The 18,834-nt window shown below is 71.2% G+C and carries 16 protein-coding genes; 8 read left to right on the plus strand and 8 right to left on the minus strand.

Going from position 1 to position 18,834, the window contains the following annotated elements; genetic code table 11:
• Positions 1 to 108: 108 nt before the first annotated feature.
• The 3 genes from AMYBE_RS0136850 to AMYBE_RS0136860 form a co-directional block, all read right to left on the minus strand.
• The gene (locus AMYBE_RS0136850; protein ID WP_020664411.1) at positions 109 to 2,394 is read right to left on the minus strand and encodes an AAA family ATPase; all 2,286 of its coding nucleotides are present in this window, start codon (positions 2,392 to 2,394) and stop codon (positions 109 to 111) included.
• Between the two features lie 347 nt (positions 2,395 to 2,741).
• Positions 2,742 to 3,722, minus strand: coding sequence for a CDP-diacylglycerol--serine O-phosphatidyltransferase (gene pssA, locus AMYBE_RS0136855; protein WP_020664412.1), 981 nt, complete (start codon positions 3,720 to 3,722; stop codon positions 2,742 to 2,744).
• A 2-nt stretch (positions 3,723 to 3,724) separates the two neighbouring features.
• The gene (locus tag AMYBE_RS0136860) at positions 3,725 to 4,438 is read right to left on the minus strand and encodes a phosphatidylserine decarboxylase (RefSeq protein WP_020664413.1); all 714 of its coding nucleotides are present in this window, start codon (positions 4,436 to 4,438) and stop codon (positions 3,725 to 3,727) included.
• A 229-nt stretch (positions 4,439 to 4,667) separates the two neighbouring features.
• On the opposite strand from AMYBE_RS0136860, the gene AMYBE_RS45280 reads away from it, so the two are divergent.
• The gene (locus tag AMYBE_RS45280) at positions 4,668 to 4,844 is read left to right on the plus strand and encodes a hypothetical protein (protein WP_020664414.1); all 177 of its coding nucleotides are present in this window, start codon (positions 4,668 to 4,670) and stop codon (positions 4,842 to 4,844) included.
• 49 nt (positions 4,845 to 4,893) lie between these two features.
• Here AMYBE_RS45280 and AMYBE_RS0136870 read toward each other — a convergent pair whose 3' ends face one another.
• Positions 4,894 to 5,169, minus strand: a complete 276-nt coding sequence (locus AMYBE_RS0136870; RefSeq protein WP_020664415.1) for a GlsB/YeaQ/YmgE family stress response membrane protein — start codon at positions 5,167 to 5,169, stop codon at positions 4,894 to 4,896.
• A 60-nt stretch (positions 5,170 to 5,229) separates the two neighbouring features.
• On the opposite strand from AMYBE_RS0136870, the gene AMYBE_RS0136875 reads away from it, so the two are divergent.
• Together AMYBE_RS0136875 and AMYBE_RS0136880 are read left to right on the plus strand one after the other, a co-directional pair.
• Positions 5,230 to 5,775: an ArsR/SmtB family transcription factor gene (locus AMYBE_RS0136875; protein WP_020664416.1), complete on the plus strand. Its 546-nt coding sequence runs from the start codon at positions 5,230 to 5,232 to the stop codon at positions 5,773 to 5,775.
• A complete protein-coding gene (locus tag AMYBE_RS0136880) occupies positions 5,772 to 7,001 on the plus strand; it encodes an MFS transporter (protein ID WP_020664417.1) in 1,230 nt (409 codons plus the stop codon). Before AMYBE_RS0136875 ends, AMYBE_RS0136880 begins: the two co-directional genes overlap by 4 nt.
• On the opposite strand, the gene moeA is transcribed toward AMYBE_RS0136880, so the two are convergent.
• On the minus strand, positions 6,998 to 8,200 hold the full coding sequence (gene moeA / locus AMYBE_RS0136885; protein ID WP_020664418.1) for a molybdopterin molybdotransferase MoeA: 1,203 nt from the start codon (positions 8,198 to 8,200) through the stop codon (positions 6,998 to 7,000). The genes AMYBE_RS0136880 and moeA overlap by 4 nt on opposite strands.
• Before the next feature lie 123 nt (positions 8,201 to 8,323).
• Here moeA and AMYBE_RS0136890 point away from each other — a divergent pair, with 123 nt between their 5' ends.
• The 4 genes from AMYBE_RS0136890 (at position 8,324) to groL (ending at position 12,803) form a co-directional block, all read left to right on the plus strand.
• On the plus strand, positions 8,324 to 8,917 hold the full coding sequence (locus AMYBE_RS0136890; protein ID WP_020664419.1) for an AIM24 family protein: 594 nt from the start codon (positions 8,324 to 8,326) through the stop codon (positions 8,915 to 8,917).
• Positions 8,918 to 9,021: 104 nt separating this feature from the next.
• Positions 9,022 to 9,228: a cold-shock protein gene (locus AMYBE_RS0136895; RefSeq protein WP_020664420.1), complete on the plus strand. Its 207-nt coding sequence runs from the start codon at positions 9,022 to 9,024 to the stop codon at positions 9,226 to 9,228.
• A 68-nt stretch (positions 9,229 to 9,296) separates the two neighbouring features.
• The gene (locus AMYBE_RS0136900; RefSeq protein WP_020664421.1) at positions 9,297 to 10,916 is read left to right on the plus strand and encodes a serine/threonine-protein kinase; all 1,620 of its coding nucleotides are present in this window, start codon (positions 9,297 to 9,299) and stop codon (positions 10,914 to 10,916) included.
• A gap of 258 nt (positions 10,917 to 11,174) precedes the next feature.
• Entirely contained in the window at positions 11,175 to 12,803 is a 1,629-nt protein-coding gene (gene groL / locus AMYBE_RS0136905) for a chaperonin GroEL (RefSeq protein ID WP_020664422.1), read from the plus strand.
• Positions 12,804 to 12,885: 82 nt separating this feature from the next.
• On the opposite strand, the gene AMYBE_RS0136910 is transcribed toward groL, so the two are convergent.
• Together AMYBE_RS0136910 and AMYBE_RS0136915 are read right to left on the minus strand one after the other, a co-directional pair.
• A complete protein-coding gene (locus AMYBE_RS0136910; RefSeq protein WP_020664423.1) occupies positions 12,886 to 13,089 on the minus strand; it encodes a PspC domain-containing protein in 204 nt (67 codons plus the stop codon).
• Between the two features lie 84 nt (positions 13,090 to 13,173).
• Positions 13,174 to 14,112, minus strand: coding sequence for an o-succinylbenzoate synthase (locus AMYBE_RS0136915; RefSeq protein ID WP_020664424.1), 939 nt, complete (start codon positions 14,110 to 14,112; stop codon positions 13,174 to 13,176).
• Positions 14,113 to 14,179: 67 nt separating this feature from the next.
• Here AMYBE_RS0136915 and AMYBE_RS0136920 point away from each other — a divergent pair, with 67 nt between their 5' ends.
• Complete coding sequence (locus AMYBE_RS0136920) at positions 14,180 to 16,969, plus strand: AfsR/SARP family transcriptional regulator (RefSeq protein ID WP_020664425.1); 2,790 nt, start codon at positions 14,180 to 14,182, stop codon at positions 16,967 to 16,969.
• A 575-nt stretch (positions 16,970 to 17,544) separates the two neighbouring features.
• On the opposite strand, the gene AMYBE_RS0136925 is transcribed toward AMYBE_RS0136920, so the two are convergent.
• A complete protein-coding gene (locus AMYBE_RS0136925; RefSeq protein WP_425386925.1) occupies positions 17,545 to 18,741 on the minus strand; it encodes an IS30 family transposase in 1,197 nt (398 codons plus the stop codon).
• Positions 18,742 to 18,834: the final 93 nt, after the last annotated feature.

Raw genomic sequence — 18,834 nt, forward strand, 5'->3', positions numbered from 1 at the left:
CTCGTAACCGGGCGGCCGGCTGACCTCGTCAGGTCGTCCGTCGCTTTCGGACGGGCCTGCTCGCGGTGAACTCGTGCCGACCGGCGAGCAGGCCCTCGCGAGCGTCGCCTAGCGTTCCTGCTGCGCCTGTGCGTACGCCTCCAACGTCGCCAACTGCGTCGCGTCCAGCGAAGGCCGCACCGTCTCGCGGGCCTTGTCCAGGTGCGCCGCGGTCACCTCACGGGCTTCCAGCGACTCCCGCATCGCGGTCAAGGCCGCCTCCCGGATCAGCGCCGCGCAGTCGGCCGCCGAGTAGCCTTCCAGGGTTTCCGCGGTCGCCGCGAGGTCCACATCGGACGCCAGCGGGGTGTTTTTCGCCGTCGCGGCCAGGATTGCGGCACGCGACTCGGCGTCCGGCGGCGGCACGTAGATCCGCCGCTCCAACCGGCCCGGGCGCAGCAACGCCGGGTCGACCAGTTCGGGCCGGTTCGTCGCGCCGAGCACCACGACCTCGCGCATCGGCTCGACCCCGTCCAGTTCGGTGAGCAGCGCCGCGACCACCCGGTCGGCCACCCCGGAATCCGACGACTGGCCGCGCCGCGGGGCGAGCGCGTCGACCTCGTCCAGGAAGATCAGCGACGGTGCGGCGTCGGCGGCACGGCGGAACAGGTCGCGTACGGCCCGCTCCGACTCGCCTACCCATTTGTCCATGAGTTCCGCGCCCTTGACGGCGAACACGTTCAGCGCGCCGGTGCCGGCCAGCGCCCGGACCAGGAAGGTCTTGCCCCCGCCGGGTGGGCCGTAGAGCAACACGCCGCGCGGCGGTTCGACGCCGAGGCGGGCGAACGAGTCCGGATAGCGCAGCGGCCACAGCACCGTCTCGGTGAGCGCTTCCTTGACCGTCGTCATGTTGCCGACGTCGTCCAGGGTGAGGCCGCCGGTCGCCAGATTGTCCGAAGTGGACAGCGAGATCGGCCGGACAGTGGCCAGCGCGTCAAGCAGGTCCTGCTGCGAGATCCGGGGCTCCTCGGCATCCCGCTGCCGCAGCGCGGCCCGCAGCGCCGCGTCCCGGCGCAGCGCGAGCAGGTCGGCGGCTACGAAACCGGGCGTGCGCTCGGCGAGGACACCCAGGTCCGCACCGGATTCGACGGGCACGTCGCGCAGCAGGATCCGGAGCAGCTCGACGCGCGTCTTCGCGTCCGGTAGCGGCAAACCCAGCTCGCGGTCGAGCAGGTCGGCACCGCGCAGCCGCGGGTCCACCGACTCGGCGCGCGCGGTCGTCGCGACCACTGCGAGCCCGTCTCGACGCAGCGCGTTACGCAGCTCCTCCAGGACGACAGTGGCAACCGGCGGCGGCGTCGTGGCGGGCAGCAGCGCGTCGATGTCGTTGATCAACAGCACGCCAGGGCCGTCTCCGTCAGCTGCCCGGCCGATGGCCTCGCGCAGCGCGCGGTGAGTGGCGTTGGGTTCCAGCACCGCGATGTTCGGCGCGGTCAGCGACACCACGCGCACCTTCTCGGCGGCAGCGACGGACCGGACGAGCGTCGCCTTGCCAACCCCTTCCGACCCGGACAGCAGCACGCCCAGATGCGCCGACGTGCCCAGCTTCGCCAGCAGCTCCGGCCGGTGGAAGGCCAGGTCGAGCCATTCGGCGAGCTTGCGCGCCGCACGCTCGGCCCCGACCAGGTCGGAGACCGGCACCGGCTCGTCTCGCTCTTCTTCGCGAGCTTCGGTGACGACCTCCTCGACGATCTCCGCGTCGAGATAGTCCTCAGCCGCGCTGACGGCGGTGGTGCGAACGAGCGCGGTCGCGTTCCGCGCCGGCGGCTGGGCCGGTTCGCCAGTACGCGCACCGTCCCGCCAACTGACCACAGTGGACGGCCCGACGGCGACCACGCCCTCCGGCTCGGTGGCGGTGACGGTGAGCAGCTCGTTGGTCCAGGTCGCCCCGATCACCCGGGACAGCTGTCCGCGCACCGCCGCGACGTCCGAACCCGGGACCGGCGCGAGGTCCTGCGGCAGCAAGGAAACCGCGTCGCCGCGAGTGAGCACCTTGCCGGTGAGCGCGAGCCGCAACGTCTGCGGCGAAACCGAAACGGACGCCAGCCGGGACCCGGACACCGTGACAGTACGCGCGGCGGTGACCTCCACCGGCGCGACGACGATCTCGCCGCCCTCGGAAACGCCCAGGTTGGACATGGTGACGTCATCGGTCAGGACGACGCCCGGGGTGCTCGCCTCGTCGGCCGGTGCGGCGAGCGCGGCACTGCGCCGCGCACCGGTGAGGTGCACGGCGTCCCAGGCGCGAAGGCCGAGCGCGTCGAGCACTTCCGGATGCAACCGGACCACCCCGCGCCGCGCATCGAGCGCGGACGGCGTGTGCCGGACGGTCAGGGTGATCTGAGGATCGCTCACGCCACAAAACTACCGTGCTCCCGGCCCGTTCCCGGCCGTGCCGAGCGGTCCCGGGAGGGGAACCTTCAGGGACGTGGCGTCGCTCAGCGGCCTTTCGCGGACTTGGTGTCCCTCAGGGGGCCTTTCGCGGACTTGGATTCCCTCAGGGGGCCTTTCGCGGACTTGGATTCCCTCAAGGGGCCCTTCACGGACGCCGAACCCGGCTCCGGCTTAGCCCAGCCCAGCCCCGGCCTAAACCAACCCAACCCAGCCCAGGCTCAACCGGCTCCCGGATCCTCGCCGCCTCGCGATGAGCCCCGTCCGTGGTCAGCCGATCGAGTCGCGACGAGCGCAACCCGCGTGGGTAATCACCGGCGGCGGATGCCGATCCGCCGCCAGCTCCGCCGCCGCTGCCCGCCGGGTCCGGAAGTAGCCGGACTGCTGTGCTCCCGCTCCCGCATCGCGCGGCTCCGGACCACATCCGACCCGGTCCGCGGCAAGCGCACCGCTCGCATGGCCGCTCCGGCGACGCGCCCGGATGCCGGCCGCAGCCGCAACCGGCGGTGGCCCCGGGCCCGCCGGATCGCCCGCCGCTCCCGGGGCGGCACTTCCCATGCCTCCGGGTGCGCGGCCAGCCACCGGTGCCGGTAAACCGAGTACGGAATGTGCAACAGGTACAGCACCAACGCCGCGGCCAGCGCCACCAGCGGGAACACGATGATCGCCGCCGCCAGCAGGCCCACGCCGACCAGCAGCGGAGCGATCGCCTTGGCCGGGGCCTTGACGGTCTTGAGCGACAGGGTCGGGATCCGGCTGATCAGCAGCGCCGCCACCGCGATGGTCCACACGAGCACCACGTACTGCGAGGACCACCATCCTTCGCCCCACTGCAGCGTCGCGATTAGCGGCAGCATCGCGACCAGGCCGCCCGCCGGGGCGGGGACGCCGACGAAGAATTCGGCGGCGAACGGCGGCTGGTCGGTGTCGTCGAGCAGGGTGTTGAACCGGGCCAGGCGCAGGATCATGCAGACCGCGAAGATCAGCGACGCGACCCAGCCGATCCGGTCGCCGTGCGCCTGCCAGATGTAGAGCACCAGCGCGGGCGCGACGCCGAACGAGATGCCGTCGGACAGCGAGTCGAGCTCGGCGCCCATCTTGGACGTCGCGTCGAGCAGCCGGGCGATCCGGCCGTCGAGGCTGTCCAGTACGGCGGCGATGCCGATCGAGCCGATCGCCATCGCGAAGTTGTCGGTCAGGGCGAACTGCACCGCGGACAGCCCGGCGCAGAGCGCCAGCACAGTGATGGCGTTCGGCAGCAGCCGGATGCCAGGGGTGGTCACGCGGACCATTGTCAGCCTTCTCCCAGCGGGGGCAGTTCGGCGAGCACGGTTTCGCCGCCGACAGTGCGCTGGCCCTTGGCCACTGTCACCCGGCTGCCCGGCGGCAGGTAGGTGTCGACGCGCGAGCCGAAGCGGATGATGCCGTAGGTATCGCCAGCGGAGACCTTGTCGCCTTCGCGCACGTCGCACCGGATGCGGCGCGCGACCAGGCCGGCGATCTGCACGACGACGAGCTCGTGGCCGTCGACGGTCTGCAGCACCAGCGAGTTGCGCTCGTTGACCTCGCTCGCCTTGTCGAGGTCGGCGGAAAGGAACTTGCCCGGCTTGTAAGCCACCTTCGAGACCACCCCGGCCGCGGGCGTGCGCTGCACGTGCACGTCGTAGACCGACAGGAACACGCTGACTCGCATCCGCGGCTCGGCGGGCAGGCCCAGCTCTGCGGGCGGGACAGCTTCCTCGATCAGCGACACGGTGCCGTCGGCGGCCGAGATGGCGACGTTGGCCCGTTCCGGGGGCACGCGCTTGGGCTCGCGGAAGAACGCGGCCATGCCCGCGGTGGCCAACGCGCCGACCACGCCGAGGCGCTTGGAGAACCGGCGCAGCACGAGCGTCGCGGCGAGGCCGCCGAAGAGGAACGGCCGCCCTGCCGGGTGCATCGGCGGGAACGTCTCGCGGGCCAGCTGGACAGCGTGCGCGAGGGGGTTACCGGTGGGCTGGCCGCTCATGGGTCGAGTTCCCCGCTGTTCGTCTCGGTCGGTCGGAAGGGCCCGGATTGGGGCATCCCCAACGCTACCGCCCGGCTGCGGCGGACCCGGCAGCCCCTGGTCGTAAGCGTTGTCCCGGCGCGGGTGGGCACGACCACAAACCGGTAACGACCCGTCGAACAATCCGATAACACCGGGTAGTCGACGCCGCTCGGGACTGGTGCCCGGGCCTGACCAGGCGAGGGAGACGATGGCGGTAACCGACTTGCTGGCCCAGCTGTTCTCCGCCTGGCGCCGGGACATCGCCTCGGTGCCGGTGCCGCAGCTCGTGGACCCGGAACGCGGCGCGCGGATCGTGCGGGCCGCGGCTCGGGTGCATGCGTCCCCCGACGATGCACGCACCCGGCCGCGGAGCCGTTCAGTTTAGACCTCGCCCAGAGATTTTTGACAGATCGTCGGGAAACCGTTACAAACGGTCACCGCCTGCCGCTGCCGATGGCGCTGACCAGCCGCAGCACCGCCAGCAGCGCGATCGCGCCGAGGATGGCGACGCCGAAGCTCGGGAAGTCGAACTCGAAATTCCGCTGCTCGCCGGTCGCGAGCCGGTAGACGAAGCCGCCGAGCGCGGCCCCGACCACCCCGACGAGCACGCTGACCAGGCAACCCTGCCGACGCCGTTCCCGGCCGCCGACCACGAGGTTCGCGAGCCAGCCGACGAGCGCGCCGAAGATGATCCACAGGATGATGCCCATCCCTCGAGAATACCCGCGAGGTATTGCACAAGAAGTATTGTACAACTACTCTTGTGCATTATGGAGATCCGTGATTCCCGGGTGCTGGCCGCCGTCGCGCACCCGCTCCGCAACCGGTTGCTCGCCCTGCTGAAGCTCGACGGTCCGGCGACCGCGTCGGTGCTCGCCGAGAAAACCGGCCAGGCGGTGGGCAATGTGAGCCACCACTTGAAGGTGCTTTCCGAGGCGGCGCTGGTCGAGGAGGCTCCGGAACTGGCGCGAGACCGGCGGGAACGCTGGTGGCGGCGTCCGCCCGGCACGCTGTCGTGGTCCACTTCGGACTTCTCGGGGGACCCGGTGGCCGAGGTGGCGGAAGCGGTCGGGCTGGATCGGCAGACGGCGCTGTCGCGCGAATGGCTGGCGGAGCTGGAGACGGCCCCGGCGGCGTGGCGCGACGCCTGGTTTTCCACCGAAGCGTGGTTGCGGCTGACGCCGGCGGAGCTGAGCGAGCTGAACGACCGGGTGGCCGGATTGTTCGACGAGTACGCGAAGCGGGCGGCGGAAGATCCGTCCGCGGAGCGGCAGCCGGTGTTCGTGTTCGGCAGAGGCTTCCGAGCGCAGCCGTGAAGACAGCCGCGTTCCGTCTCTTGTGGACCGGGCAGACGGTCAGCACGGTGGGCAGTGCGGTCGCCGGCGCTTCGGTGCCGTTGGTGGCGTTGCTGGTCTTGCACGCCTCGACGTTCGAGGTCGCGCTGCTGACGGCCGTGGCGTGGCTTCCGTGGCTGGTGGTCGGCCTGCCTGCCGGAGCCTGGGTGGACCGATGGCCGAAGCGCCGGGTGATGCTGGTCTGCGATGTGATTCAGATGGCCGCGTTCCTGACCGTGCCGATCGCCTGGGCATCCGGAGTCCTTTCGGTGCCGGTGCTAGTGGCCGCGGCGCTGGTCGGCGGTTTCGCGAAGGTGTTCTTCTCGCTGGCCTACCGTGCTTTCCTGCCCTCCGTGGTAGCCGACGGCGATCTGCTGGGCGCCAACGTCCGTCTTCAGGGCTCGGAATCCGCCGCGCAAGTCGGCGGCCCGGGTCTGGCCGGGTTGCTGGCTACGCTGTTCGGCCCAGTCAGCGGCGTGCTCGTGGACGCGGTGAGCTTCGGGGTTTCCGCGCTGTGCTTGCGTTTCCTCCGCGCGGACGAACCCGCGCCCGGCCCTCGGACGCGGCTGCGGGAGGAAATCGGCGAAGGAATGCGGATCGCGGCGCGCGACCCGTATCTGCGGGTGATGGTGTTGTCCGGGGCGACGTCGAACCTGGCGCTGAACGGGTATTTCGCGGTGCAGGTCGTGTTCTTGGTCGAGGGGCTGGGGCAGGGGCCGGGGGCCGTCGGAGCCGTGCTCGCGCTGGGCGAAGTCGGCGGAGTGCTCGGGGCGGCTCTGGTCAGCAGGCTGGCCCGGCGAACCGGGACGGCGTGGGCGTTCTTGTGGTGCGAAGCCCTGGTCGTGCCGGCGTTGTTCCTCGGCCCGCTGGCGTGGCCGGGATGGGGCCGAACGCTGTTCGTGCTGGCCGGCGCGGGATGTGCGGGCGGGGTGGTGGCGTCGAACGTGCTGGGCGGCACCTTCCGGCAGCAGTACTGCCCACGCCACCTTTACGGCCGGATCACCGCGAGCTCCGCGGTGGTCAACTACGGGACGATCCCGCTCGGCGCGTTGCTCGGCGGCGCACTGGGCGAAGCCGCCGGGGTGCGGGTGGCGATGTTCGCGATGGCGGGTGTGCAGGCGGTGTCGTTCGCGGTGTTGCTGGCCGGGCCGTTGCGGCGGGCGAGGGATTTTCCGCGAGCGGCCTTGGCTGTGCAGAGCGCCGCTTAAAGCAGCAGTACGTCCACCTCGTCTCCCTCAGCGACTTCCGCGACCTCTTCCGGCAGCACGATCAAGCAGTTGGCCTGCGTGAACGCCGCCAGCAGGTGCGACCCCGGCCCGCCGCGCGGCCCGACCATCCCGGTCACCTCGCCGAGCACCGGCGTGAAGAACCCCCGCCGGTATTGCCGCCTGCCGGCGGGCGACGTCATGTCCTCGGTCAACCGCGCCCGCACCCGCTGCCGGTCCACGTCGACATGTCCCATCGCCGCCAGAACCGCCGGGCGCAGGAACGCCTCGAACGACACCAGCACGCTCACCGGGTTCCCGGGCAGCGTCACCACCGGCACGCCGTTCCACCGGCCGCACCCCTGTGGTCCGCCCGGCTGCATGGCGATCTTCTGGAATTCCACGCCCTGTCCGGAAAGCGCGTCCTTCACCACCTCGTACGCGCCGGCCGACACCCCGCCGGAAGTCAGCAGCAGGTCCACCGAAGCCAGCCGCGGTTCGATGAGCCGGCGGAACTCCGCCACGTCGTCCACGACGCTGCGCACGACCTCGACCTGACACCCCAGCCCGCGCAACGCGGCCGCCAGCATCACGCTGTTCGACTCGTAGATCTGTCCGTGCTGCAACGGGTTCGGCGCTTCCACCAGTTCCGTGCCGGTCGAGACCACCAGCACCGACAGCGGCCGGTACACCTCCAGCGAAGCCAACCCGACCGCCGCCGCCAAGCCCAGGTGCGAGTGACTCAGCACAGTGCCTTCGTGCAGTGCCAGTGCGCCCTTCGTGACGTCCTCGCCGATCCGCCGGATGTGGTTGCCTTCCGGAGCCGCGCGCGAGATGCGCACCTCGGTCATTCCGCGGTCGGTGTCCTCCACCATCACGACCGCGTCCGCGCCCGGAGGCAGCGGCGCGCCGGTCATGATCCGCTGCGCGGTACCGGGTTTCAGCGGCTGCACGTCGATCCGCCCGGCCGGGATGTCATCGGCGACCGGCAAGGTCACCGGCGCGTCGGCGACGTCCGCGGCGCGCACGGCGTAGCCGTCCATCGCGGAGTTGTCGAACGGGGGCAGAGCCACGTCCGCGAACACGTCGCGGGCCGCCACGAGCCCGGCTGCTTCGGCGACCGGCACGGAGATCGCCGGCGCGCGGCCGAGCAGTTCGGTCACGGTCTGGCGGTAGGCGTCGACAGAGATCACGCGGACCATCCTCCCTCCTGCGCGCGCTCGTGCAACACTCTCCCGGCACAGTCGGGGAACACGGGGAGAGTCCAATGCAGTTTCGGGTCCGCCACGAGTCCGGGCGCGGGGCGCTCGCGCACACCCGCTGACATGCGCGTTCACACCCGGCACACCCCCGGCTTCGGGGTCGCCCGCGTACTGCTCGGACCGGGCGAAGCGGTGCAGTCCGCGTCGGAAACCCTGCTGGCCAGCAGCTTCGGCGTGGTCGAGGCGAACCAGGGCCGCAAGAGCCGTTCGGTGTTCACCGCGCCCGCCGAGGGCGGCTGGGTCGACCTCGCTCCGCCCGGTCCCGGCGACGTCTATCCGCTCGAACTGAACGGGTCCACTGGCTGGTCGGTGCACCGCGACGCCGTACTGGCCCGGCCGAGCACGGTCCGGGTCGACCAGAGCTGGGCACCGCTGCAGCAGCTTTTCGGCGCCGACTCCGGCTTCCTCGACCACTACAGCGGCCGCGGCCCGCTGCTGCTCACCGCGCCCGGCCCGGTCGACTCGTTCGACCTCGGCCGCGGCGAACTGGTGACGGTGCGGCCGGACTACCTGCTCGCCTATCCGGACAACGTCCAGTGCCGGCTGCGCGCGCTCGACCCGAGCGGCCCGCAGTCGCTGCGCACCGGAGAAGGGCTGGTTCTCGACTTCGCCGGGCCGGGCACTGTGCTGGTCCAGTCGCGCAGCCGTCGGAAGTAACCGGATCTGCCGTTTATCCCATTGCCGAGGAGGCCGGTTCCGGTAGCGTGTTCTGCACTTCGCACGCTGTAAGGACACCGGATCATCGTCTCGAGGGAGGCGCCGTGGCTGTCGGCACCGTCAAGTGGTTCAACTCGGAAAAGGGCTACGGGTTCATCGAATCCGCCGAAGGCCCGGACGTCTTCGTCCACTATTCGGCCATCCAGGTCGACGGGTTCCGCACCCTCGACGAGGGCGACCGCGTGGAGTTCGAAGTCCAGTCCGGGCGCGACGGGCGGAGCCAGGCCGCGGACGTCCGCAAGGTGCCCTGAGACATGCCCGCTGACCGGTTGGGCGAACCGGCAGTGGCTGCGGATACCGGCGCGTTAAGCTGCGCTGCGTGACAGGCGACGCGTCGGGGGACCTCACCGGTCGCCGGCTGGGCAACTACCGCATCGACTCGGTGCTCGGCAAGGGCGGCATGAGCGTGACCTACCAGGCCACGGACGTGCGGCTCGGCCGCAAAGTGGCGCTGAAGGTCATCGGTGACCACCTAGGCGCGGACGCCGAGTTCCGCGAGCGGTTCGTGGACGAGGCCCGCAACACCTCCGCGATCGACCACGCCAACGTCGTTCCGCTGTACGACTTCGGCGAGCTCGACGGAATGCTCTACATCGCCATGCGGATGGTCGACGGCGGTGACCTCGCCGGCCTCATTTCCGCGGGCCCGATCAGCCCGTCGCGCGCGCTGACCCTGCTCGACCAGGTCGCCGACGCTCTCGACACGCTGCACAACCACGGCCTCGTGCACCTCGACGTCAAACCGGCGAACGTGCTGGTCACCAGCCGCGAAACGTCCCGCGAGCATGTCTACGTCGCGGACTTCGGCCTCACCCGCCGCGGCGCCACTGGCCACCGCACCCGCGGCGGCGATTTCCTCGGCTCGCCCACCTATGCCGCACCGGAGCACCTGCGCGGCGAGCCGCTCGACGGCCGCACCGACCAGTACGCGCTGACTTGCGTGCTGTTCGCCTGCCTCACCGGCAACCCGCCGTTCCGCGGCGACGTGCCCACCGTGATCAAGGGCCACCTCAGCGGCGAGCCGCCGTCCGTGGCGAGCCTGGTCGCGCTGCCGGCCGCGGTGGACGAGGTGATCCGCAAGGGCATGGCGAAGAGCCCGGGAGACCGGTACCCGAACTGCGTCGAGATGATCGCCGCGGCACGGGTCGCGCTGGGCGCGCTCGCGACGTCGGACACTCCGCCGGGCCCTGCCCGGCCGAACGGACTGCCGGAGGGGGCGGGGATGCAGCAAGGACCGGGTGGAGCCGGCGGAGCGCCGGGGCCGGGAACGGGAGCACCGGGCGGGCAGCCGGGCGCGGCTCCGGGAACGCCGGGCGCGTGGGCCGCTCCGCAGCCTGGCCAGCCAGGGCAACTCGGCCAGCCGCAGCAGCCGGGCCAGCCGCAGCAGCCCGGCCAGCCCGCGTACGGCGGCCAGCCCGGCTACGGCAACCCCGCCGGGTACGGCAACCAGTCCGCCCCCGGCTACGGAGCACAGCCCGGCCAGCCCCAGCCTGGACAGCAGCCCGGCCAGCCCTATCCCGGCCAGCTGCAGCAGGGCCCTCCGCCCGGTTATCACGGCTACCCCGGCCAGCAGGGCCCGCCGCCCGGCTACCCGAACCAGCCGGGATACCCGAACCAGCCCGGCTACTCCGGCGGCCAGCAGGCGTTCGGCGACCCGATGCGGTTGCGGCCGCCTTCCCCGGCAGGCGGCGCGGGCGCGTTCGAGACGCAACCGAAGAGCGGCGGCCTGAAGTGGCTGTGGATCGCGCTCGGCGTGCTGGTCGTGGCCGGCCTGGTGGTCGGTGCGATCTTCCTGTTCGGCGGGGACGACAAAAGCGGCGGCGGCTCGCCGCAGACCTCGGCCCCGGAGATCCCGGTGGGACCGGGCGGTTCGCAGTCGGCCGGACCGTCGTCGCTGCGTCCGCCGCCCTCGTCCATCCACATCCAGCCGAGCCACTGATCCGCGCGGGCTCCGCCGCACCGGCGCTGACCTGCGCGCCTTGCACTCGACCCCGGAGAGTGCTAAAACCGGCATTGGCACTCGACGCCGTCGAGTGCCAGGCGAGCGGTCACCGACCGCCCGCCTGAAGGTCGGGACGGTGAGGCTGGCCCTGGTCAGTCGTCCGTCGCGGGCACCGAGCCTGGCCGAGGACGTGTCCTGCTGCCGCCGCTGGAGACAGCGCGGCGGTAGCGCCCAATACCGGAGGACCACACCGCAATGGCCAAACTGATCGCGTTCGACGAGGACGCCCGCCGCGGTCTTGAGCGCGGCTTGAACATCCTCGCCGAAGCCGTCAAGGTGACCCTCGGCCCGCGGGGCCGGAACGTCGTGCTCGAAAAGAAGTGGGGCGCGCCGACGATCACCAACGACGGTGTCTCCATCGCCAAGGAGATCGAGCTCGAGGACCCGTGGGAGAAGATCGGGGCCGAGCTCGTCAAGGAAGTTGCCAAGAAGACCGACGACGTCGCGGGTGACGGCACCACCACCGCGACCGTGCTCGCCCAGGCGCTCGTGCGCGAGGGCCTGCGCAACGTCGCCGCCGGCGCCGACCCGATCTCGCTCAAGCGGGGCATCGAGGCGGCCGTCGAGGCCATCACCGAGCAGCTGCACAAGGCCGCCGTCCAGATCGAGACCAAGGAGCAGATCGCTGCTACCGCCTCGATCTCGGCCGCTGACCGCACCATCGGCGAGCTGATCGCCGAGGCGCTGGACAAGGTCGGCAAGGAAGGCGTCGTCACCGTCGAGGAGAGCAACACCTTCGGCCTCGAGCTCGAGCTCACCGAGGGCATGCGCTTCGACAAGGGCTACGTGTCCGGTTACTTCGTGACCGACCCGGAGCGCCAGGAAGCCGAGCTGGAGGACCCGTACGTCCTGCTCTTCGGTTCCAAGATCTCGAACGTCAAGGACGTTCTGCCGCTGCTGGAGAAGGTCATCCAGTCCGGCAAGCCGCTGCTGATCATCGCCGAGGACGTCGAGGGCGAAGCCCTGGCGACCCTGGTCGTCAACAAGATCCGCGGCACCTTCAAGTCCGTCGCCGTCAAGGCCCCGGGCTTCGGCGACCGCCGCAAGGCGATCCTGCAGGACATCGCGATCCTGACCGGCGGTCAGGTCATCTCCGAGGACGTCGGCCTCAAGCTGGAGAACGCGGACCTGTCCCTGCTGGGCCGTGCCCGCAAGGCGGTCATCACCCGCGACGAGACCACCATCGTCGAGGGTGCGGGCGACGCCGACCAGATCCAGGGTCGCGTCAACCAGATCCGCGCGGAGATCGAGAACTCCGACTCGGACTACGACCGCGAGAAGCTGCAGGAGCGGCTCGCGAAGCTGGCCGGCGGCGTGGCCGTCATCAAGGCTGGCGCCGCGACCGAGGTCGAGCTGAAGGAGCGCAAGCACCGCATCGAGGACGCGGTGCGCAACGCGAAGGCCGCTGTGGAAGAGGGCATCGTCGCCGGCGGTGGCGTGGCCCTGATCCAGGCTGCCGAAGCCGCTTTCGCGGGCCTGAAGCTGACCGGTGACGAGGCCACTGGCGCGAACATCGTCAAGGTCGCCGTCGAGGCTCCGCTGAAGCAGATCGCGATCAACGCCGGCCTTGAGGGCGGCGTCGTGGTGGAGAAGGTCAAGGGCCTGCCGCAGGGCCACGGCCTGAACGCCGCCACCGGCGAGTACGAGGACCTGCTGGCGGCCGGCGTGCCGGACCCGACCAAGGTCACCCGTTCCGCGCTGCAGAACGCCGCTTCCATCGCGGCGCTGTTCCTGACCACCGAGGCTGTCGTCGCGGACAAGCCGGAGAAGGCTGCTGCCGCTCCGGCCGACCCGACCGGCGGCATGGGTGGCATGGACTTCTGAGTTCGGCTGCTTGTCCGGCGAAGCCCGGTTCACCCTCGAGGTGGGCCGGGCTTCGCCCGTTTCCGGGGCAGTTCGCCCCGGGTCACGCTTCCGGGGTGAGGATGGCCGCGGCGAGGTAGATCGGGATGATCAGCCCGGCCGACAGCGCGGTGCCCGCGACCACGGCGATGCGCAGAATGGCGGGGTCGAGGTTGAGGTATTCGGCCCAGCCGCCGCATACCCCGGTGAACATCCGGTCGGTACGGCTGCGGTAGATCTTCTTGGCGGTCTGCACGTTGTTCGTCATGCCAGCAATACTCCGCCGCGACCGGCCCCGGCACATCCGGGAACGCCCCGGACATCGCCCCGAGGCACCGACCCTGAACGTCCCTTACCCGAGGAGCCGGCGGACCCGGTCGAAGCGGTCCAGCCACGCGGCGCTCACCTCGGGCGAGGCCGCGAACTCGGCGTAGGCGTCGGGTTCCGGGGCCTCGCGCGGCACCGGCAGGTAACCGTCCACAGGGGACAACGTGGCCCGGCAGACGTCGCCGCGCAGCAACGACATCGTGCCGAGCCCGCAGGCGAAGTCCAGCTCCGGCAGCGCTCCGGCGAGAGCCAGCCCGGCCGCCAGCCCGACGCTCGTTTCCACTGCCGACGACACGACGCACGGCAACCCGCAGGCTTCCGCGACTTCCAGCGCCCGGCGCACGCCGCCGAGCGGGGCGACCTTGAGCACGGCCACGTCCGCGGCCCCGGCGACCGCGACCTTCAGCGGATCTTCCGCACGCCGGATCGATTCGTCGGCCGCGATCGGCACGGACACCCGGCGGCGGACCGCGGCCAAGTCGTCGATTGTGGGACAGGGCTGCTCGGCGTACTCCAGTCCACCGGCCGCGCGGTCCAGTTCGCCGAGCGCGCGGACGGCGGTATCGACGTCCCAGGCCATGTTGGCGTCGACCCGGATAGCGCCGGACGGGCCCAGCGCGTCGCGCACCGCTTCGATCCGCGCGCAATCTTCGGCGAGCGTCGCGCGTTTGTCCGCGACCTTGACCTTCGCGGTGCGGCAACCCGAGGTCCGGACCAGTTCGTGCGCGCGTTCCGGAGAGACGATCGGGACGGTCGTGTTCACCTCGATCCGGTCCCGGACCGGGGCAGGCCAGCCCTGTTCGCTCGCTTCGAGCGCGGCGGCGAGCCACGGGACGCTCTCGGCGTCGGAGTAGTCCGCGAACGGGCAGAACTCGCCCCAGCCGGCCGGACCGTGCAGCAGCAGCCCTTCACGGACCGTGATGTCGCGGAACCGGGTGTGCAGCGGGAGCGCGTAGACCTGCATGACAACCGATCATGCCATCGCGGCTGTCTCGGAACCCAGGTGCCTTCGGGGCCGTCTGACAGCCACAATGGAACGCGTGGACGGCCTCGACTTCCGGGTGCTCGGCCCGGCCGAGGTGCTTGCCGGGGACCAGGTGGTGCCGCTGGGCGGCAGCCGCCCGCTGGTCGTGCTCGCCGGGCTGCTGCTGAGGGCCAACCGGCTCGTCTCGGTCGACCTGCTGAGCCACTGGCTGTGGGGCGACGACCAGCGATGGTCGAAAGGGGCGCTGCAGACGTACGTGCTGCGGCTGCGCCGGGCGCTCGGCGACGGCGCGGCGATCCGCACCGAGCGCGGCGGCTACCTGCTGGAGGTCGACGGCGCCGCGATCGATCTCGGCCGGTTCCGGCAACTCGCGGAACGGGGCCGCGGCGCGGCCGAACGCGGCGAACACCGCCGGGCGGCGGGCTATTTCGAAGACGCGCTGGGGCAGTGGCGCGGCGAAGCGCTGCAGAACGTCGAATCGGACACGCTGCACCGTGACGAGGTCGGGCAGCTGACCGAGGAGCGCACCCGGGTGCGCGAGTCGTGGGCCGAGACGATGCTGATGGTCGGCGAGTACGACACGGTGGTGCCGGAGCTGGAGCAGCTGACCCGGGAGTACCCGTTGCGGGAACGGCCGCACGAGCAGCTGATGCACGCGTTGTTCCGGGCCGGCCGGCAGGCGGAGGCGCTGGAGGTGTACCGGCGGATCAGCGGATTGCTGGCCGAGGAACTCGGCCTGGACGCGGGTGCCGGCCTGCAACGCGCGCACCGGATGGTGCTGGGCGGCGGCGAGGAGGTGATCCGGCTTCGGAGCGCAGCGGAACCGGAAGTGCCGCACCAGCTTCCAGCCGACCTGGGCGCGTTCGCGGGCCGGGCGGCGGATCTGAAAGCCCTGCGCGCGCTGCTGCCAGAAGCACTCGACGACGGCACCTCCACGCCGATCGCGTCGGTGGAAGGCATGGGCGGGCAAGGGAAAACGACGCTGTCCGTCCACTTCGCACATCAGATCGCCGATCGGTTCACCGGCGGCCAGATCTTCCTGGACCTGCGCGGTTACGGGCCGGGCGTGCCGGTGGCCCCGATGGTCGCACTGGAAACGATGCTCACCGCGCTGGGCGTCCCGGCCGACCGGATCCCGCCCGGCCTGGACGATCGCGCGGCGACTTGGCGGACGTACACGACCGGTCGGCGGCTGCTGGTCGTGCTGGACAACGCGAACAGCACGGAGCAGGTGCGTTCGCTGTTGCCCGGTCCCGGATGTCTGGTAGTGGTGACCAGCCGCTGGCAGCTGCGCGGACTGGTAGCGACCCATGGCGCCCGGCGGATCGCATTGTCCGAATTGGACAACGACGAGGCGGTGGAGCTGCTCGCGTCGGCAGTCGGGGTCGAGCGAGTGGAGGAGGACCGCGCTGCCGCCGACAGGTTCGTGCGGTACTGCGGGGGCCTGCCGCTGGCGATCCGGATTCTCGCGGTGCGAGCGGCGCAGTTCCCGAAACTGCCGCTGGGCGAGTTCATGGCGGCGCTGCCGGCCGACCCCGACCGGCTGAGCACCTTCGACCTCGGAGACGGCGACGAAACCAACATCCGTGCGGTTTTCTCCTATTCGTATCGCGTGCTCGGCCCGTCGACGGGGCGCTTGCTGCGACTACTGGCGCTGTCGGCCGGCCCGGATTTCTCGCTCGGGATGGCTGTCGCGCTCGGTGCCCGTTCCGAAGCGGAGACGCGCGGCGCGCTGGACACGCTGGTTTCGACACACCTGCTCACCCAGCCGAAGCCGGGCCGGTATCAGTTCCACGACCTGATCCGGGCCTATGCCACGGAATTGTCCGAGCAAGTAGACGACGAGGCCGAACGGGCGGCGGCTTGCACGCGACTGCTCGACTGGTTCGTCGGCTCGGCCTGGAACGCGTCGGTGGCGATGCGGCCGGAGCCGCTGCTGAAACTGCGCGGGCTGACGACCGCGCCCGGGCAGCTGGATTTTTCGGACTATCACGCGGGTTTGGGCTGGTTCACGGAGGAACACGCGAACCTGTTGTCGGCGGTCCAGTGGGCCTTCCGGATCGGCCGCTACGAGCAGTGCTGGCGGCTGGCGTGGTCCTTGTTCATGTACTTCGCCGGCCGGGCTCGCGTGGATGACTGGCGGTACGTGTTCGAAACCGGCTTGCGCGCGGCTCGGAAGTGCGGCGAACGCGAGGGCGAGGCCGCGATCCTCAACGGGCTCGGGGTGATCGAGGGCGTCGCGCGGAACTACGGGCTGGCGCGGGACTATTTGGAGCGAGCCCTGGCGGTGCAGCAGGAACTGGGATCGCCGCAGGGCGAGGCGCGGGCCCGGTACAACCTGGCGATGACCGGGCGGACGGTCGAGGATTTCCCGGCGGCGTACCGGCATGGGTCGCGGGCGCTGGAGATCGCGCGGGAGCTGAAGCTGTCGGTTTTCGAAGCGAATGTGTTGCGCGCTTTGGGAGATCTGTGCGCGATGGTGGGGGACTATCCGCAGGCCCTCTCGCTGGCGGACGAGGCGCTGGCACTGGTCCCGGCTGGAGCGCCCGCGGCGGGCAGGTTCTCGCTGGCCGCGCGGGGGCGGGCTCTGCTCGGGCTCGGACGGCATGTCGAAGGAGTGGAGTGCCTGTCGGAGGCCGTGGACCTGTTCTTCGAAATGGGCGAAGAGTATGAGGCAGCGGACGTCCTGTCGGAACTGGGGACGGCGCATCTCCGGCACGGAAGGACGGCGGCGGCGCGGGATTGCTGGCTGCGGGCGGTTCGGTTGCTGACCGAGTTGGGGCATCCGGATATGGACGTGGTCCGGGCGCAGTTGGCGTCTTTGGTCAGGGGGTAGGGGACTTCGCCGGTCGGGCCGGGGTCGGGCGGAAGCGGCCGATCCGATGCGTCTTGGCGGATGCGGGCACGCGGCCGATCGGACGAGTCGCCGCGCTCAGCTGGAGTTGGCCGAGCCGCTGGTGTCGCGGGCACCGGGCGCTCGGTTGGGGTTGCCAGCGTAGCGGCACCGGGCACAGTCGTGTCCAGACAACCTGCCGGTTGTCGGGGAGTTGCCGGGAACGGTCGGGCCTTGCCGGGGATTCGCCGGGAACGATCGGGCCTTGCCGGGAGTGCGGCCGCAGTGGCCGGCGCGCCGACCCCCAGTGGCAGCACGCAGACCACCGGCGGCCCGTATCCGCTACTCAACCGGATGGCGCTCACTGTCCGCTGACTGTGCTGGCGGGGGTTCCGCTCCGGCCGGCGTAACTCGCGGGTTTTTCCGCCGCCCGGGCGGTCGCACAGGTGTGGGATCGGGTTTCGGGGTGGCCCCGGCCTTGTCTCAGACGACGCGCCGCACGGCCCGCCAACCTGTCCGTGAAGGGCCCCTTGAGGGAATCTAGGCGGATTCGAGGGGTCGTCGCAACACAGGCTGGATTAGCTGGTTTCGGTGAGGAGTGTAGCGAGGCGTTCGGCTGGGGTGTCCCAGCCGAGCGTTTTGCGTGGGCGGCAGTTGAGCTCTGCGGCGACGGCGGCGAGGTGTTCGGGGCTGTGGAGGGAGAGGTCGGTGCCTTTGGGGAAGTACTGGCGCAGCAGGCCGTTGGTGTTTTCGTTGCTGCCGCGTTGCCAGGGGCTGTGGGGGTCGCAGAAGTAGACGGGGATGCCGGTGGCGATGGTGAATTCGCGGTGTCGGCCCATTTCCGAGCCTTGGTCCCAGGTCAGGGACCGTGTCAGGTGGTCGGGCAGGGTGTGCATGGCGGTGACGAGGGCGTCGCGGACGGCGTCGGCGCCGCGGCCGTGGGGCAGGGGGACCAGGAGCGTGTAGCGGGTGGCGCGTTCGACCAGGGTGGCGATGGCGGAGGCTCCGTCCTTGCCGATGATCAGGTCGCCTTCCCAGTGGCCGGGGACGGCGCGGTCGGCGGCTTCGGCGGGGCGTTCGCTGATCATGACCATGGGTTCGGCGAAGCGGGGCCGGCGGGCTTCGCCGGTGCGGCGGGGTTTGCGCACGGCGCGGCCGGTGCGCAGCGCGCGGTGCAGTTCGCGGCGCAGTTCGCCGCGGCCTTGGACGTAGAGGGCCTGGTAGACGGTTTCGGGGGTCACGTGCAGCTCCGGGCGGTCGGGGTGGTCGCGGCGCAGCCGCTGGCTGATCTGCTCCGGGCTGAACTTCTTGCGCAGCATGCCCTGCACGAGGTCGCGCAGCTCGGGACAGGCCGCGATCTTGCCGGTCTTGGGCCGTTTGCGGCGCGCGTCGGCGCGGGCCTGGGCGGCGTAGGGCCGGTAGCCGCGGCTGCCGGGACGGGCGTTGCGGGCCAGTTCGCGGCTGATCGTGGCGGGATCGCGGCCCAGTTCCCGGGCGATCGCGCGGACCCCGGCCCCTGCCCGGCGCAGGTCGGCGATCGCCAGCCGNTCNTNCTGNGTCAGGAACCGCGACTGCGCCTCGGGGCGGGCATCGGCGACGGGGGCCGGACGCGAGGGCGGGGCCGGCGACCGCACGGCCGTCCGCCCCGCCCGGCTCGGCCGCCCGTGCCGCCACCGGTGCCCGGTCCGCCGGTCGACCCCGACAGCCCGGCACGCCTCGACCGTTCCCACGCCTTCCGCCACAAGATCAAAATACCGGCGGCGTTCCGCCGCCAACCTCCCCCGACCCCGCGACGCTGCAACCTCCCGGACCCCCGCCACGGCAACCCCTCAACAACTCAGGCGTTGCAACCACCACTAGAACCCAAG

Source organism: Amycolatopsis benzoatilytica AK 16/65, assembly GCF_000383915.1.
GTDB classification, from domain to species: Bacteria; Actinomycetota; Actinomycetes; order Mycobacteriales; family Pseudonocardiaceae; genus Amycolatopsis; species Amycolatopsis benzoatilytica.

Excerpts from the sequence above, each read along its gene's own strand:
- AMYBE_RS0136890 (WP_020664419.1), top strand. The coding sequence starts at position 8,324 with ATGCGCGTTCACACCCGGCACACCCCCGGCTTCGGGGTCGCCCGCGTA.
- pssA (WP_020664412.1), bottom strand. The coding sequence starts at position 3,722 with ATGGTCCGCGTGACCACCCCTGGCATCCGGCTGCTGCCGAACGCCATC.
- AMYBE_RS0136920 (WP_020664425.1), top strand. The coding sequence starts at position 14,180 with ATGGAACGCGTGGACGGCCTCGACTTCCGGGTGCTCGGCCCGGCCGAG.
- AMYBE_RS0136875 (WP_020664416.1), top strand. The coding sequence starts at position 5,230 with ATGGAGATCCGTGATTCCCGGGTGCTGGCCGCCGTCGCGCACCCGCTC.
- AMYBE_RS45280 (WP_020664414.1), top strand. The coding sequence starts at position 4,668 with ATGGCGGTAACCGACTTGCTGGCCCAGCTGTTCTCCGCCTGGCGCCGG.
- moeA (WP_020664418.1), bottom strand. The coding sequence starts at position 8,200 with ATGGTCCGCGTGATCTCTGTCGACGCCTACCGCCAGACCGTGACCGAA.
- AMYBE_RS0136910 (WP_020664423.1), bottom strand. The coding sequence starts at position 13,089 with ATGACGAACAACGTGCAGACCGCCAAGAAGATCTACCGCAGCCGTACC.
- groL (WP_020664422.1), top strand. The coding sequence starts at position 11,175 with ATGGCCAAACTGATCGCGTTCGACGAGGACGCCCGCCGCGGTCTTGAG.
- AMYBE_RS0136915 (WP_020664424.1), bottom strand. The coding sequence starts at position 14,112 with ATGCAGGTCTACGCGCTCCCGCTGCACACCCGGTTCCGCGACATCACG.
- AMYBE_RS0136870 (WP_020664415.1), bottom strand. The coding sequence starts at position 5,169 with ATGGGCATCATCCTGTGGATCATCTTCGGCGCGCTCGTCGGCTGGCTC.
- AMYBE_RS0136860 (WP_020664413.1), bottom strand. The coding sequence starts at position 4,438 with ATGAGCGGCCAGCCCACCGGTAACCCCCTCGCGCACGCTGTCCAGCTG.